Source organism: Candidatus Neomarinimicrobiota bacterium (assembly GCA_018651745.1).
Classification (GTDB): domain Bacteria; phylum Fidelibacterota; class Marinisomatia; order Marinisomatales; family TCS55; genus JAAZYX01.
Genome location: JABIDL010000014.1, coordinates 44,660 through 60,418, shown reverse-complemented (window position 1 = coordinate 60,418; position 15,759 = coordinate 44,660). Strand labels below are relative to the sequence as shown.

Annotated in this window: 16 protein-coding genes; all 16 read left to right on the top strand. The window is 35.6% G+C overall.

The annotated features are described in order from the left end of the window. Positions 1-160 (top strand): N-acetyltransferase (locus tag HOD97_02480; protein ID MBT4280479.1); only part of this gene is annotated, 160 nt, incomplete at its 5' end. 67 nt (positions 161-227) lie between these two features. Next, positions 228-1,625 carry a hypothetical protein gene (locus HOD97_02475; protein MBT4280478.1) on the top strand — a complete coding sequence of 466 codons (1,398 nt, stop codon included), beginning with the start codon at positions 228-230 and terminating at the stop codon, positions 1,623-1,625. 17 nt (positions 1,626-1,642) lie between these two features. Beyond that, positions 1,643-2,494: a hypothetical protein gene (locus HOD97_02470; GenBank protein MBT4280477.1), complete on the top strand. Its 852-nt coding sequence runs from the start codon at positions 1,643-1,645 to the stop codon at positions 2,492-2,494. After that, positions 2,478-3,623, top strand: a complete 1,146-nt coding sequence (locus HOD97_02465) for a glycosyltransferase (protein ID MBT4280476.1) — start codon at positions 2,478-2,480, stop codon at positions 3,621-3,623. The genes HOD97_02470 and HOD97_02465 overlap by 17 nt, the downstream gene beginning before the upstream one ends. 4 nt (positions 3,624-3,627) lie before the next feature. Continuing rightward, entirely contained in the window at positions 3,628-4,521 is an 894-nt protein-coding gene (locus HOD97_02460) for a hypothetical protein (GenBank protein ID MBT4280475.1), read from the top strand. Between the two features lie 59 nt (positions 4,522-4,580). Next, on the top strand, positions 4,581-5,597 hold the full coding sequence (gene gmd, locus HOD97_02455) for a GDP-mannose 4,6-dehydratase (protein ID MBT4280474.1): 1,017 nt from the start codon (positions 4,581-4,583) through the stop codon (positions 5,595-5,597). Positions 5,598-5,612: 15 nt separating this feature from the next. After that, on the top strand, positions 5,613-6,185 hold the full coding sequence (locus tag HOD97_02450; GenBank protein ID MBT4280473.1) for a methyltransferase domain-containing protein: 573 nt from the start codon (positions 5,613-5,615) through the stop codon (positions 6,183-6,185). A gap of 39 nt (positions 6,186-6,224) precedes the next feature. Continuing rightward, positions 6,225-7,697, top strand: coding sequence for an oligosaccharide flippase family protein (locus HOD97_02445; protein MBT4280472.1), 1,473 nt, complete (start codon positions 6,225-6,227; stop codon positions 7,695-7,697). Continuing rightward, positions 7,697-8,872, top strand: a complete 1,176-nt coding sequence (locus HOD97_02440; GenBank protein MBT4280471.1) for a HAMP domain-containing histidine kinase — start codon at positions 7,697-7,699, stop codon at positions 8,870-8,872. Before HOD97_02445 ends, HOD97_02440 begins: the two co-directional genes overlap by 1 nt. Positions 8,873-9,162: 290 nt before the next feature. Beyond that, positions 9,163-9,492, top strand: a complete 330-nt coding sequence (gene yajC, locus HOD97_02435) for a preprotein translocase subunit YajC (protein MBT4280470.1) — start codon at positions 9,163-9,165, stop codon at positions 9,490-9,492. Next, entirely contained in the window at positions 9,492-10,016 is a 525-nt protein-coding gene (gene def, locus HOD97_02430) for a peptide deformylase (protein MBT4280469.1), read from the top strand. Before yajC ends, def begins: the two co-directional genes overlap by 1 nt. A 57-nt stretch (positions 10,017-10,073) precedes the next feature. Further along, positions 10,074-11,000, top strand: a complete 927-nt coding sequence (locus HOD97_02425) for a methionyl-tRNA formyltransferase (GenBank protein ID MBT4280468.1) — start codon at positions 10,074-10,076, stop codon at positions 10,998-11,000. Beyond that, positions 11,000-12,322: a 16S rRNA (cytosine(967)-C(5))-methyltransferase RsmB gene (gene rsmB / locus HOD97_02420; GenBank protein MBT4280467.1), complete on the top strand. Its 1,323-nt coding sequence runs from the start codon at positions 11,000-11,002 to the stop codon at positions 12,320-12,322. The genes HOD97_02425 and rsmB overlap by 1 nt, the downstream gene beginning before the upstream one ends. Next, positions 12,322-13,077 (top strand): PASTA domain-containing protein, encoded by a 756-nt coding sequence (locus HOD97_02415; protein ID MBT4280466.1) that lies wholly within the window; start codon positions 12,322-12,324, stop codon positions 13,075-13,077. The genes rsmB and HOD97_02415 overlap by 1 nt, the downstream gene beginning before the upstream one ends. Next, positions 13,070-13,669 (top strand): hypothetical protein, encoded by a 600-nt coding sequence (locus HOD97_02410; GenBank protein ID MBT4280465.1) that lies wholly within the window; start codon positions 13,070-13,072, stop codon positions 13,667-13,669. Before HOD97_02415 ends, HOD97_02410 begins: the two co-directional genes overlap by 8 nt. Then, positions 13,666-15,756 carry a hypothetical protein gene (locus tag HOD97_02405; protein MBT4280464.1) on the top strand — a complete coding sequence of 697 codons (2,091 nt, stop codon included), beginning with the start codon at positions 13,666-13,668 and terminating at the stop codon, positions 15,754-15,756. The genes HOD97_02410 and HOD97_02405 overlap by 4 nt, the downstream gene beginning before the upstream one ends. Positions 15,757-15,759 lie beyond the last annotated feature (3 nt).

Genomic DNA, 15,759 nt, shown 5'->3' with positions numbered 1-15,759 from the left:
CGCAAATGCAACCATTGTCTGTGGCGTAACCATTGGGGAATATGCAATGATTGGGTCAGGTGCTGTTGTTACAAAGGATGTTCCTGCATTTGCACTTATTGTGGGGAATCCGGGACGTGTTGTTGGGAAAGTGGATAAAAAAGGAGAGAGGGTTGAATGAAATTGAGATCCTTCTTTGAAAAATATTGTATCGTTTTTGTATTCTAAATATCCCATAAAAATAATTAATGAATGAAAAAAAATCAAGATTTCAGTTAAATATTAATGATCAATATTCTCATTTAGAGAAAAAGATTCGATATGTGTTGGATACTTTTTGTAACCATTACAAAATTCCTCAAAATTTAACAATTAGTTACGGAATCGAAACCGGAAATTCAATTATCATAACGCCAATCGAGGAAATTGATTTTTTCTCACAAAAAAAAGGAATTCCAGAAAATATAACACACATTTTTTGGAAGGATGTAAAACTTCCAATCCTTTTTCATCAAAACGTGCAAAACCTAATTGTGAACTCGACCAATGGTAATAGTGTTTCATTACATGCAGATGTCTTACTGAACGCATTTTATTTTCTATCCTGTTGGCAAGAACATATTCAATCTGATGCAGATTCGATGGGTAGATTTCCTTTTGAATCAAGTATTATAAAAGATCTAAGAATCGAAACTTTACCAGTAGTAAATTATTATTTCGATATTCTCAATCAAGCCATTGATAAATTATATGAAAAAAATGGCCATGATTCTTCCATACAAAAAAATCAGTTCAAGGTAGGTTTAACTCACGATGTTGATCAGTGTACTAGTGGATGGTTAGAGGATAATTCCCGGATGTTAATTGAAGGGAACCCAGTACGAGCAATTAAAAATGTGATAAGCAGAATAACCAACAAAGATATTTGGTTTAATTTTGATAAAATAATGAGGTTAGAAAATGAATTGGATATTAAATCATCATTTTACTTTATTCCAACTAACCAGAAAACTAACAAATATCCGAATGCGGATTATGACCTTTCATCAAATAAAATGCAATCAGTATTGAAAACCCTTGAATCAAATGATTGGGAAATAGGGATTCATGGTAGTATTGGTAGCGCCTACGACGCAAAAATGTTGAAAAATGAAATCAATAAGTTCAAATTAGGAGAAATTGGAGGGAGATTCCATTATCTTATGATGAGCCAACCGTTTTCATGGAAAGTTTTGGATAAAGTAAAAATTATGTACGATTCTACGCTCGGGTTTCCCGAATCTATCGGCTTTAGAAATGGTTATTGTTTCCCGTTTAATCCTTATGATTTTGAAAATGAAACACCTTTTTCTTTTTGGGAATTCCCTATGAATGTGATGGATAAAACACTAATGCAGTCGTATTATATGGGACTTAGACCTGATGAAAGTTTGGAGAAAGTAAAAGATCTCGTTGATGAAGTAAGGAAGTGGAACGGTTATTTGGTTATCAATTGGCATAACAACACGTTAAGCGGGTTCAAATATAAAGAATGGTTTAATGTTTATTATGATATTTTGAAATATTGTTTGTTACAGAATGCAGAGATTACTTCGATAAAAAATCATCTGCATAATTTTATCAATAGTATTAAATACAACAATTAATAGAATGGAGTTTAAAATTGAGAATTAAGAGTAAAATAGAAGCTATGGCAAACTATTTCTCGGATAAAAAATATTTGGAAAAGGAAATAAGGGATTATCAACATTTATCATCACAAATTTTTAATGAATCGAACCCTGTTTTTGTTTTATCTACAGGAAGGTGTGGGACCAAATTATTGACCAAACTCTTCGAAGCTACCAAAGAAGGTGACGTATTTCATGAACCGCATCCACAGATGGTATATGCATCGCGGTATGTATATGAAAAGATGCAATTAGGAATTGAGTTACGGAAATCAGCATTTATTGGTGCGCGTTATGAATTATTGAAAGATGCTTTTTTGAAGGATAAACGATACATAGAGACGAACAATCAAATCTCATTTTTTGCTGATGCAATTTATTCAATATTCCCAAACAGTCGATTTATTCATTTGGTTCGCCATCCAGGTGATTTTGTGAGAAGCGGGATAAGACGAAAATATTACAATGGCCATGATTATGATGATGGACGAATTTTGTTGAATGATGTTCAGAAATGGGAATCTTATTCTGATATTCAAAAAATTGGCTGGTTATGGAATGAAACTAACACTATAATTGAAAATTGGAAAAATGTGATTCCTAAAGAAAATATATATAATTGTAAAGCTGAAGGTTTATTTAGCGATCCTAAGTTTTTCCAAAATATTTGTGCGTTTTGCGAATTGGACTCTATTCAAAATAATCAAATAGATAAAATCATTCGTAAACCTGAGAATGTTCAGCGAAAAGGACAATTCCCAACTTACGAAGATTGGACTGACAATCAGAAAAATGAATTAAACGTTGTGGCTCCCTTGGGATTTAAGTATGGGTATTTTTCATAATAAAAAAATGAAGAAAGTAGCTATCTATCAAAATACGATTTCACAGGGCGGAAGAATTCGGGTTATAGCTTATATGACGGAATGTCTTAATGCCATGGGAATCACTCCAGATTGGATATCCTATAGAAACAGTTTTAAAAGCAAAGATTTAGAAAATATGCATCATGTTCCTTTGAATGCAAATATTAGAATTATTAATGCATGGAACAAGGGATTAGGTGAATATAAATACATTAAAATGAATAAAATTATGGACAAGATGAATACGGAATATGATTTAATCATAAATTCAAACAATACTATGTCTGGAATTAAAAACGGAAAATATTTTCTTCATTTTATATATTTTCCTAGAGAAGCACGGGTTTTGAAAAAATATACTAATAGCGTTTATAAACATAGTATATCAAATTGGTTTTTCAGAAAATTGTATTCCATTCATCCAAAACCGATACACAAAAATAAGATATTAGGAATTTCCCAATTTACAATTTGTGCTATTCAAAAAGTTTTTCAATATCCCCAGGATCAAATTGAATTGATATACCCACCTATAACATTCAAAAAAAAGAAACTTACAGATTTTTTTAATAAAAAAAATTTTGTTGTTTCAATCGGTAGATTTGATACGAATAAAGATCAAATTTCTCAAATTAAAATTGCCCAAAAAAATCCTCACCTATTATTTAATATTTGTGGTTATACACCAAATTCTCAATCCAATAACTATTTTAATGATTGTGAATCTCTCATCAGAGGACGTAAAATTTCTAATGTAAGATTAGTTAAAAATGCAACTTCTGAAGAATTGGAAAAAATCTTAATTGAATCAAAGTTTTTTTTACACACAATGAAAGATGAGCCATTCGGGCTTGGAACTGTTGAAGCAATTCTGCATGGATGTATTCCGCTAGTCCATGCCTCAGGAGGATCCAATGAAATTGTCAACAATCCAGAATTGATGTTCCGTTCTATTGATGAAGGTTCTAAAAGGTTGAAAGCAAAAAGTAAAATAAATTCCGAGGATTATTCAAAATTGATTAAGAGTTTACAGGAGCGTGTTAGGGAGTTTGATGAAAATAATTTTTGTCGAATTTTTACAGATAATTTAATGACATTACTTAAATAACATTATGCGTACGAAAACTCGAGTACAAAGATGGTACCGGATAATTAATAATTTTAAACAATCTCAAAAGAAAATTGAGCAATTAGAAAAAAATGTGATCAACCTTTTGAATTCTAATTTTGAAAAATTAGGATCAGATAAACGACAAAAAGATAAACTAAAGGGAAAAGAGTTTCAAATTTACTCTCAGAATGGTGAGGACGGTTTATTATTGTACATTTTTTCTTGTATTGGTACTACGAACAAATCGATTGTTGAAATTGGCATCGGAAATGGCACAGAATGTAATTCACGAAATCTGATTGAAAATTATCATTGGAATGGTGTTCTTATTGATGGATCAATGGATAAGGTAAATGTAGCGAGGTCTTTTTATAATAATATTTGCGCAGATAATACCGTAGAGGTTAAAAATTGCTGGGTAACGGTTGAAAACATTGATAGTATCTTACTGGAAAGCGGAATGAATTCTGAAATTGACCTATTATCGATTGATATCGATGGAAATGATTATTGGGTATGGAATGCAATTGAATGTATTTCCCCACGTGCTGTAATCATTGAATACAATGCCAGTTTTGGTCCAGACGAATCAGTAACAGTACCCTATGATCCAAATTTTGAGCGGTTTAATAAACATAAAAGCGGATATTACCATGGAGCGTCACTTTCAGCTCTCAATAAATTGGGGAATAAAAAAGGATATTCTCTTATTTGTTGTGATTCTATGGGTACAAATGCAATTTTTTTGCGAAATGATTTACTGAAAATTTTTGAATTTATTTTTTCCGTTGAAACTCCAAATACATGTTTTTATCCTTTAGAGAAAAGATTGGAAACTATGAGCATTGAAGACCAATTTCAGCTCATTAAACACCTTGATTTAGTAACCTTATAAAATGTTTGTTTGTCAAGGATAAATGAACTCATTTTAACTTAATAATTATTGGAGAAGTAATGAAAAAAACTGCATTAATTACCGGCATCTCAGGACAGGATGGAGCCTATTTATCAAAATTTTTACTTGAAAATGGATATAGAGTGATTGGTGGTGACCGCAGGACATCCAGAGGATCATTATGGAGATTGGAAGAATTAGGGATTCGGAATGATATTGAATTGATCAATTTTGAATTGTCTGAATTAACAAACATATACAGAACCATAGAAAAATTTGAATTTGATGAAATATACAATCTCGCCGCGCAGTCATTTGTTGCCGCTTCCTTTGAATTACCAACGATGACCGCGGATGTTACTGCTCTGGGAGTTTGCCGTATTTTAGAAGGGATCAGAAATATAAATCCCAAAATAAAGTTCTATCAGGCTTCAAGTTCTGAAATGTTTGGGAAAGCATTAGAAACACCTCAAAATGAAAACACTCCTTTTTATCCCCGAAGCCCATACGCTGTATCAAAATTATTTGGGCACTGGATTGCCGTAAATTATCGTGAATCCTATGAAATGTTCACTGTGTCCGGAATTTTATTTAATCACGAATCCCCCCTAAGGGGCGAAGAATTTGTAACCCGTAAGATTACTTCAAGTTTGGCAAAAATCAAGACAGGGACTCAAAATGTTCTCGAGTTGGGGAACCTTGATGCCAAAAGAGACTGGGGATTTTCGGGAGATTTTGTGAAAGGAATGTGGCAAATGATGCAACATGATGTACCAGATGAATATGTACTTGCTACGGGGACAAATTTTTCTGTAAGGGATTTTGTAAACGCTGCCGCTCCTCATTTTGGGTTTGATTTGATGTGGGAGGGGAAAGGAATTGAAGAGCGGGGAATTGACAGGAAAACAAACACCATGATCATCAAGATAAACCCCAAATTCTTTCGGCCGGCCGATGTAGTGGAACTACTTGGTAATCCAAGTAAGGCTAAGGCTGTCCTTGGTTGGGAACCAGAAGTATCATTCGAAGAATTGGTAGAAATGATGTCTGAAAGTGATTTAAGAAAATTTTCATAACAATAATTGAAAAAAATGAATACGGACAAAGATTCTAAAATATTAAGCCCATATGCATATAGTTTTGAGCATACTGATGTAGAAAGACATTCAAAAAAAGACTTCACAACAATTAAAGATTTTATTGGAGAAAAAAAAGATTTTGGTCAGGTGCTAGATATAGGTGATGAAAACCCTGTATCGGAAAAATTATCATCAAATTATAATATCAATATTAGTCAAACCGATATTGACTTGGATATTGAAAAATTAAATGGGACCTTTGATACAGTATTTTGTTTCGAAGTAGTGGAACATTTATTTAATCCTCTACACTTATTGCTCGAGATAAATAAGGTATTAGTTGATGGTGGTACTTTGTATTTAAGCACTCCGAAAAGACGACCGCATTTTATGTGGTACAAATACCATTTCCATGAATTTAGTAAAGAAGAGTTAGAGAATCTTATCAACCGGGCAGGATTTAAAATAAAACGGATGGATTATAAAATGTCCGGGCGCCCGTTAATTGGATACTTCAGAGGAATTCGTCCAATTCTAAGGCTATTTCTCGAAAGGAAATGCTTACTCGAAATAATAAAAGTGTGAAGTTGATTTATAAATGAAATTTACCATTTTGTCATAATAATGGTACGCCGCCAAATATTAGAATTTGGAAAAACCACCGCAGTATATGGGTTAGGAAATATTTTAAATAAAATTACTGCCTTTCTCTTAATCCCGGTTTATGTAAAATATTTATCTCTTGCAGAAGTTGGGAGTATTGCATTAATTGAATTATTAGAATCTTTTCTAATTCTTTTCCTTTTATCGGGGTTGATTCAATCTATTTGGAAACGACTTAAAAATGCACAGCGTATTGAAAAAAATAAAATTGTATTCTCAGGATGGGTCGGTCTTCTATGTTTAGCTTTCTTTTTATTCCTCGTACTTTTTAAATATAAACACTACTTAGCATTATTTTTAGGACTTAATACTCCGGAATTTGCCAATTTGGTCACATGGATTTTGTTAGGGATTTTTTGTCAGTTAGGAGGACAATTTTTATTATTTCAATTACAATTTGAAAATCGGCCAGTCTATTATATTACTTTTTCAATTTCTCAATTAATCCTAACTCTTGTACTGACAATTTATTTAACTGTATTCCAGAAAATGGGTTTGCATGGTATAATATATGCAAAAGTTTTTGTTACATTATCAGCATTTATTTATAGTTCTCTATATTTGATCAAAAGTTATTTTTGCCTGCCTTCCATAAAAGTATTCAGACAGCTTATCATTTTCGGTTTCCCCCTCATCTTTCTCGGACTCGCTACACCCATTTTAACTCTTTCCGACCGCTTCTTTTTAAATATGTTTGTTCCCCTGAGTATGATCGGTATTTACAGTATTAACTATAAATTCGGAATGCTGATAAATATGTTTCTGGTTGTTCCGCTTCAGCGGAGTTTACTTCCCATGATTTACAAACAGGGATTGCAGGATGAATTGCAACCGATTTATAAAGATACACTTTTTTATTATTCCGTTATTGGGTGTTTTATAATTCTCGGTATCACCTTTTTTATTCGGCCCGTTATTGCATGGATTTCCAGTGCGGAATATTTAGAAGCCACTTATATAGTACCTTTGGTTGCAGCAGCCTATCTCATTAGCGGTTTCCGTCCGTTTTTTACTCCGTTGATTGCACTGAAAGACAGAACAGATTTGCTTGGAAAAGTAGCTGTAGCTGGAATAACAGTTTGCCTAATCTTCAATTATATCCTCATCAAAAATTATGGAATTGACGGTGCGGTAGCATCAACCGTTCTTTCGTATTTTATTTTTACTAGTTCCGTATATATTTTAACCAAGAAAATTGCACCGATGGACTGGGGCTGGATGCGTATTGGAAAAGTAGGGGCATTGACAGCTGCTATCATAGCGGGCGTTAAAATTTCTGGAAATTATTGGAATGAAACTGAACTGGTTTTGAGAGTGATTGGAATTCTGAGTTTCCCAATCTTATTATGGGTATTTCGTATTGTCGGCGAGCGAGAAATTAATGGAATCAAATCCATCATTTCATTTACCAGAAATAAATTAAGTAAACGCTAATGCAACCCTACCGACATTCTGTCAATATCAAAGCAGGGCTATTTATTTTAGGTATTGTTCTTGTTTCAGGATTGCTGCTGTATTCCCAATCTGTGGTGGACCGATTGAGGGCAAACAATAAGGAAGTTGTCCAGCTTTATGCTGAAATTATTGCGAGTACAGTGGAGAGCGAGAGCGATGAAAATTTAAGCTTCATTTTTGATAAGATAATAAAACGAGTGCAATTCCCCCTTATTTATTCTGATGGTAAACATACTCCATTGGATTGGAAAAATCTTCCCGATGGCTTATCTGTCAAGGATGCACGGAAACATCAGGAAGAGATGGATAGTCAAAATCAACCTATTCCATTGACCTACATGCATCCCGAAACAAATGAACGGATTGCGATAGGTTACCTGCACTATGGCGATTCTATTTTGATTAAGAGATTAGAGTGGTTGCCGTTTTTGGAAATTGGTGCAGTCACCATTTTTATCCTATTGGGGTTCATCGGGTTTTCTGTCATTCGTAACAGCGAAAAAAGAAGCATTTGGGTAGGGATGGCCCGCGAAACGGCACATCAGCTTGGCACGCCTGTTTCCGCGCTTATGGGTTGGGTAGATCGTCTCAGAGAGTCCAGCGATCCGAAAATTATAACAGAAATGGATCGAGATATTCAAAGACTTGAAGATGTAAGTAATCGATTTAGTAAAATTGGATCTAAACCAACCGAAGAAACTGTTGATATTATGAAAATGCTTAAAACGGTTATTGATTATTTGAATCAGCGCGTAAGATCTGAAAGTATTGAAATTAATATCAAACCAAAACAGGGGAACGATATTGTCATTCGGGGTAATGTAACCTTACTTTCTTGGGCGTTTGAAAACCTGATTAAGAATGGAATAGATTCTTTAGAAAATGCAAAAGGCAGTATTTCAATTGAAGTTAATTTTGATCTTACTGATGTCGTAATCACCATTACCGATACAGGTAAGGGAATTCCAAAACGAGACTGGAAAAATGTATTCCGTCCCGGTTTCAGCAGCAAAGCCGGCGGATGGGGCTTGGGATTATCTTTAACGCAACGCATTATTCAAGATATTCACAAAGGATCAATTCGGATTGTAAATTCTGATAAAAATCAGGGAACTGTTTTTGAAATTAAATTAGCAGTAGTAATAAAAAACTAAACAGAAAACTCAATGTGCAAAGGATTGCAAATATGTGTTAACGAATCGTTGCGGAACATTTGTTTTAAAATGAATCGCTTTGTTCATCATTTCGTTCCAATGTACTTTTTCTCATCCTAAGTAGTGCAATTATGAGTTTGTGCATTGTTACGTGTGGAAAAAAAACTTGTCAATTTTAAGGGTTAAGAGGCAATAGTTTTTGATTATCCACATTTCATTGTGAAACCTTACCAACACTGCTAATTTCTGCACTCAAAATAACGGAGTAAAATGTGGACATATTATACGGAATGGCACAAAATGGACAGGAAGGTAGCGGCGGAATCGCTGCATTCTTCCCTTTTTTATTAATTATTTTAATCATGTATTTTTTAATGATTCGCCCCCAGTCGAAGAGGCAAAAAGAAAAGCGTGAAATGCTTGAATCGCTCAATAAAGGTGATCGAGTGGTTACAATTAGCGGTCTTCATGGTTCTATTGCGCGCTTCAAGAATAAAGGGAAACAAGTGATTTTGAAAGTAGATAAGAATCTTGAACTAACCTTTAATCGGTCTTCTATCGCCGGATTAAGTGAAAAAGTATCGGAAGAGGATACAACGGCAGTGGAAACTCAGACATAATGGCAGTTATCCCCGTTACAAAACTTGGGAATCCTATCCTTAGGAAAAAATGTAATCAAGTAACAGATTTTTCTGGTATTCCTAAAATTGTAGATGACATGTTCGATACGATGTATGAAAAAGAAGGAATTGGTTTGGCCGGGAATCAGGTTGGCTTGGATTTGAATCTCTGTGTTATTGATATTTCACATACAGAAGAAGATGATGTTCCACATGTTTTTGTGAATGGTGAAATTCTGGAACGAGACGGGGAATATCTTATGGAAGAAGGTTGTTTATCAGTCCCGGATGTCAGACTCGAATTCAATCGCGCAGAGCGGATTCGTTTTCGTTATCAAGATATTAATGGCGATTCGTACGAAAATTATTTTGATGGATTGTTAGCACGGGTCATCCAGCATGAAATAGATCATTTAAACGGAAATTTAATTATTGATCATGTCAGTAAACTTGTCCGAATGCAGCATCGGAAGCAATTAAATGAGATAAAACAGGCAGAAAAAACCATTTTAGCAGGACAATAGAATTACATTAGAACTGCAACCCTTTACTCAAACTCATAATCGATTCAGGGAATTACGATGAAAATTATATTCATGGGAAACCCGCAGTTTGCTGTTCCGTCTCTTTCAAAATTAGTTGAAAATGGCATCAGCCCTCTTGCAATTGTCACTGATCCGCCAAAACGAAAAGGTAGGGGACAATACAAACAGGAACAACCTGTATCATTATGTGCACAAGATTTAGATTTACCATTACTTCAGCCGCACTCTCTTTCAGATTCACAATTCGTTAATGATATTTCCGAATTAAATCCTGATCTTTTTGTTGTCGTTGCCTTTAAGATTTTGCCTAAAGAATTACTTGTAGTTCCCAAAGACGGATCAATCAATCTTCATGGTTCACTTTTACCGGCTTATAGAGGAGCTGCGCCCATTCAACATTCTCTGATGAATGGAGATACTGAAACCGGATTAACTACGTTTCTATTAAAACCAAAAGTGGATGCAGGCGATATTCTTCTTCAAGAAAAAGTTGAAATTATTCCAGAATACGATTTTGGCACTCTTTCAGAAAAAATGAGTCAAATAGGTTCTGCCTTGCTATTACGAACCGTCAAACAAGCAATAGATGGTACATTAAACCCAATTTCCCAAAATGATTCCCTTGCAACGCCGGCGCCGAAAATTCACCCGGATATGGGTTGTATTGATTGGAATCAATCGGCAGAAAAAATCAGCAATCTGATTCGGGGACTTTCTCCTATCCCGGGAGCTTTTTCAAAATGGAATGGAAAAACAATAAAATTCTTCAATTCTTCCTTTAAACAAGATGCTTCAGGTATGCCCGGTCAATTCTTACAAGTTGAAAAAGTCGTCATGGAAATCGGAACGGGAAGGGGACGATTAGAAATACGAGAAATCCAATTGGAAGGGAAAAAGCGATTGCCGGTTGAAGATTTTTTAAGAGGAAGCACTCTGGCGCCCGGCGATATGTTTACATCTTAATGGAGGATCCGCGGATTGTATCACAAAAAATTCTTTTGGAATTTTTTACGACAAAAAAACGGCTGAGCGTCATTACTGCAAATATCATTGCTTCTAAATCCTTGAAGTCTAAGGAAATCAATAGAATTTATGCACTAACGCGTGATGTTATCCGATGGAAGGGAAGGCTGGATTATTGGATTGATTCTGCTCTTGACCGCCCACTATCTACATTGGATAATTCTTTAAAAGTATTATTGAGAATATCAGTGTATGAACTCTTGATGGATGATACAGTGCCGGATTATGCCGCCATTGACAGTTGGGTAAACATTGCCCGAAAATCCATAGGAGAGAAAGTCACAGGAATTACCAATGCCATTCTTCGTTCTCTATCAAAAATTGAAACATCTAAACCTTTAAATGGAATAAAATCTGAAAGTGTTTTGGCTGAATGGTTATCTTTTCCGGATTGGATGATAAAAAGATGGATTTCACAATTTGGGAAATCATCAACTCGCGAATTATGTGAAACATTTAATGAAATTCATGAATACACAATTCGGATCAAATATCCAGAATCATCAATGAGCGAAATAACCCATAGGTGCAAAGAGGATGGAATTAAACTTTGTGCAGCAGAAGCCAGCACTCGTTTTTTCAAAGTTAAGGCGGGATTCAATTTATTGGCGCAACATCCGCTTTTTCTTGATGGATCCATTTCTATCCAAGATAGGGCAGCCGGAATTGCAGTGGATTTATTGAACCCTGTCCCTGGGGAAACCATCTTAGACGTTTGTGGTGCTCCGGGAACAAAGGCATTGTATATAGCTGAATTGATGGAAGACACAGGACGAATATTAGCTTCCGATCCCGATTCCGCTCGCGTTAAACTGGGAATAACTGATATGCTTCGACATAAATTAAAATCCATAGAATGGAATGTTAAAGATGCTACAAAAGATGAATTTGAATTAGCAGATGGTATTCTAATTGATGCTCCCTGCACGGGAACAGGAGTCATTGGAAAACATCCTGATATCAAGTGGAGACGGACAATGGTTAATATACACGAGATGGCAAATATTCAGTTGGCTATTTTAAATCATGTTTCGAATTATCTTAAACCCGGAGGTAGATTGGTATATTCTACCTGCAGTTTAGAACCGGAAGAAAATTGGAACGTGATCAATGCTTTCCTTAAATTGAGTCCTAAATTCGAATTAGACATGAATACACTTGACGAACATAATCATTGGGTTGATTCTCATGGTACTTTACAGACCTTACCACATAGAGATAAAACTGACGGTATGTATGCAGCAAGACTTATTAAAAATTGATGAAGACTATTTATAAAATACTCATCTCATTTGCAGTTCTTTCCTTTATTGGGATTTCTATTCTTGAAATTCTGATCATGCCAAAGTATATCCGAAAAAACGAATATCGAGTAGTAATGGACGTTATTGGGGAATCTTTAACTCAGGCGACGAAAACCATTTCATCTGAGGGATTTCGAGTCGTAATCCAAGATACAGTCCATACCAACCAACATAAACCCGGGTTAATTGTGGACCAGTATCCAGTTCCGGGAAGTAAGGTGAAACCGGGGAGGACAATTCGTTTAAAAGTTTCTCACCCGGAAAAATTAGTGAAAGTTCCGAATTTAATTGGGCAGTCGCAAAGAAGTGCGGAAATAACACTTCAACAGGCAAATCTGAATATTGATACCGTTTATATCGAGTATAATCCGGACTTCCCAAATGGTACGGTCGCATGGCAATTCCCAAAGGGTGGTGACGAATTAAAAAAATGGCTTGGTGTTCAAATCACGGTTAGCAAAGGTTCACCACCCAATAGATTTATAGTCCCACAGTTATTCGGACTCAATGAAGACAAGGCAGCGCAATCTTTAAAGGAATCACGCCTAATTCTGGGAAAAGTTTCTTATCAGCAGAATGAAGATTTATTACCATTCACCGTACTACATCAATCTATCTCGGCAGGCACAGTAACGGACCGTGCGGTAAAGATTGATCTTGTAGTCAGCGTTGTGGATTTGCAGGATATCCATAATAAATTAATGAATGAGTAATCCCCGAATCACACTTCCGGAGATGGGTCGGAAAATGATTCATATTTTCAACCTTATTATTCCAATTTCGTATGGCACATGGTTGCCGGATAAAACCAGTGTTTTAATCCTGCTTGGAATCGTGACATTTTCTGCGATTTGTACAGATTTAGCAAGGACAAGAGTTCAGTGGTTGAAATCATTATTTGTTAGATATTTTGATTCCATGCTTCGGTCACATGAATTATCCGGGAAGTTTACTGGCGCAACTTGGGTACTGATTGGTGCATGGTTCACAATACTCATTTTCCCAAAGCCAATTGCGATAATGGCACTTGTATTTATGTCCGTGGGTGACACAACTGCGGGGATCATTGGAATGCAATTCGGAAACATCAAAATCGGGTCAAAAACCTTGGAAGGATCCTTAAGTGGATTGATGATTTGTATTTTGACTGGTTGGCTGTTTCCTATAGTCCCAATAACAGTTGGGATTGTGGGATCCGTTTCAGCTATGGTAGTAGAATTGCTTCCATTAACGATTGATGATAATGTTTCGATTCCTATCACTAGCGGAACAATCATGATATTAGCTAGTAATTTTCTCATATGACATTTTTAGCACCTTCAATTTTATGGGGTTTGGCCTTGGCCTCTATTCCACTTATCATCCATTTATTAAGTTTGCGGAATACTAAGGAAGTTGAATTCAGTACGTTGCGATATATCAAGCAATTAGAACATGACACAATCCGTCGTATTCAAATGAAACAATGGTTGCTCGTTTTGCTCCGAATGCTTGCAGTTGCTGCTCTAATCCTTATGGCGGCAAGACCTGTTCAGCATGGTTTTCTACCTTCTTGGATGGCAGGTGAAGTAGAATCTCATGTCATTATTATTGTGGATAATTCTGCGAGCATGGATTTAAAAACTGACAACGGATCTTTACTGGAAATCGCTAAATCAAAGGTTCCGATAATTTTGAATTCATTGGAGCCAGGGTCCTTTATTGAAATCCATCAAACGAACCCATTGCAAAAGTTGAAAGAAGGCCGGATTCGGGAATTCCGAGAAGGAACGCAGGCGATTCAAAAAATAAAACAGTCACACGGTGATGACAAACTTTGGGATTCGGTACATAAAATTATTCAGAATTCTAAAGCCAGTACGGTTAATAAGGAATGTTTTATCTTGAGTGATTTTCAGGATGATCCGGGGCAAGATATGATCAATAAATATGAAAATAAACCAACCCAAAATCTTGAAAATTATTGGAGGTTTTTCTTCGTATCTCAAAGAGCCGATGGTGAGAATCTCGGCATCAGGGAATCGAAAATTATTAGCCAGATTAAATTGCCGAATCAGTTATTAAAGCTGAATGCAAAAATCCGAAATTCCGGAACCATTATGCAAAGGAATATACCAATTGAACTTTATCTAGATGAAACTCGTTTAGGACAGGTTGTTGCTTCATTCCCAGTAAGGAAATCCAAAGAATTTCAATTTCAAGTTTATCCCGGTAGATCGGGCCTCATCAAAGGAAGATTGGAAATTCCGAGAGATGATTTTCTTTTGGATAACGTAAAAACTTTTGAGTTATCTATTCCATCTCAGATAACCTGCACCCTATTAGCACCATCAAAAGAAAATGCATTTTTACTGAAATCTGTTTTATCATCGATGGATGGTGGGTTCGGATATCTTGATATTGATTTATATATTGATCCAAATCCTAACAGGTTATTCCTAGACAATACGGATATTTTACTGGTGCATGATCCAGGTAGAATGAGCGCTGGTGCTGTACAGGATATTCAAACCTTTCTTGAAAAAGGTGGATCTCTCATTTGGTTTGTTGGTGCTGCAAATGCACTTCCGGATCAAGCTTCACTTTTTTCTGTCCTCAAGTTGCCAAAAGTAAAAAGTCCGGAACGATTGGATGGTGACGCATTTTATTCGCTCCATACTACAGATAATATGAATACACTTGTTGATGGACTTGGAATTAAAGATCTTGCTCAGGAACTCCCGCAGGTTTTTGGGTATTACAGAACGGATTTATCTTCAGAGCATCAGCCTTTATTGAAATTTACCAATGGTGATGTATTTCTTTTAGAATACAAGCATATGGGAAATCCTGTATATGTTTTCACGTCTCCCATGAACTTAGATTGGAATGACTTGCCTATCCGTGGTCTAAGTGTTCCGCTTTTGCATCGAATCATTGTTTTGCAGGCAACGGATGAATCCAATATTATTCCAGTTGTTTCCGGGGAACCTAAATCCATCAAATTGACCAGAGAATTTATTCGAAAACAATGGGAGGTAGTAACGCCTTCGGGTGAAACGATTAAAGTGATTCCTAATTACAATTCTGAATCACTCATTTTTTCAGAAACATTTGAAATAGGATCTTATGATGTATTGGCAGATGGCGATCCATATACTGCATTTTCTGTGCAATTGCCCGATGGTGAAGATCCATTTATTCGCGCTGATCCATCGTCAATTGTGAATCAAATTGGGTCACAAAGATCACGATGGGTTGATCCTAATATTGATCTTGCCTCAACTATTAAGGATATTCGATTTGGAAAGAGTTTATGGAGGATATTTTTATTGCTTGCTTTGGGTGCGTTGATATTGGAAATGGTCATCGCTAAAACAGATCCCGATTCTTTTAGAGAAACAGGACCTTAACAT

Coding starts and splice junctions, on each gene's coding strand:
- HOD97_02475 (MBT4280478.1), top strand. CDS start 228: ATGAATGAAAAAAAATCAAGATTTCAGTTAAATATTAATGATCAATAT.
- HOD97_02465 (MBT4280476.1), top strand. CDS start 2,478: ATGGGTATTTTTCATAATAAAAAAATGAAGAAAGTAGCTATCTATCAA.
- HOD97_02460 (MBT4280475.1), top strand. CDS start 3,628: ATGCGTACGAAAACTCGAGTACAAAGATGGTACCGGATAATTAATAAT.
- gmd (MBT4280474.1), top strand. CDS start 4,581: ATGAAAAAAACTGCATTAATTACCGGCATCTCAGGACAGGATGGAGCC.
- HOD97_02450 (MBT4280473.1), top strand. CDS start 5,613: ATGAATACGGACAAAGATTCTAAAATATTAAGCCCATATGCATATAGT.
- HOD97_02445 (MBT4280472.1), top strand. CDS start 6,225: ATGGTACGCCGCCAAATATTAGAATTTGGAAAAACCACCGCAGTATAT.
- HOD97_02440 (MBT4280471.1), top strand. CDS start 7,697: ATGCAACCCTACCGACATTCTGTCAATATCAAAGCAGGGCTATTTATT.
- yajC (MBT4280470.1), top strand. CDS start 9,163: ATGGCACAAAATGGACAGGAAGGTAGCGGCGGAATCGCTGCATTCTTC.
- def (MBT4280469.1), top strand. CDS start 9,492: ATGGCAGTTATCCCCGTTACAAAACTTGGGAATCCTATCCTTAGGAAA.
- HOD97_02425 (MBT4280468.1), top strand. CDS start 10,074: ATGAAAATTATATTCATGGGAAACCCGCAGTTTGCTGTTCCGTCTCTT.
- rsmB (MBT4280467.1), top strand. CDS start 11,000: ATGGAGGATCCGCGGATTGTATCACAAAAAATTCTTTTGGAATTTTTT.
- HOD97_02415 (MBT4280466.1), top strand. CDS start 12,322: ATGAAGACTATTTATAAAATACTCATCTCATTTGCAGTTCTTTCCTTT.
- HOD97_02410 (MBT4280465.1), top strand. CDS start 13,070: ATGAGTAATCCCCGAATCACACTTCCGGAGATGGGTCGGAAAATGATT.
- HOD97_02405 (MBT4280464.1), top strand. CDS start 13,666: ATGACATTTTTAGCACCTTCAATTTTATGGGGTTTGGCCTTGGCCTCT.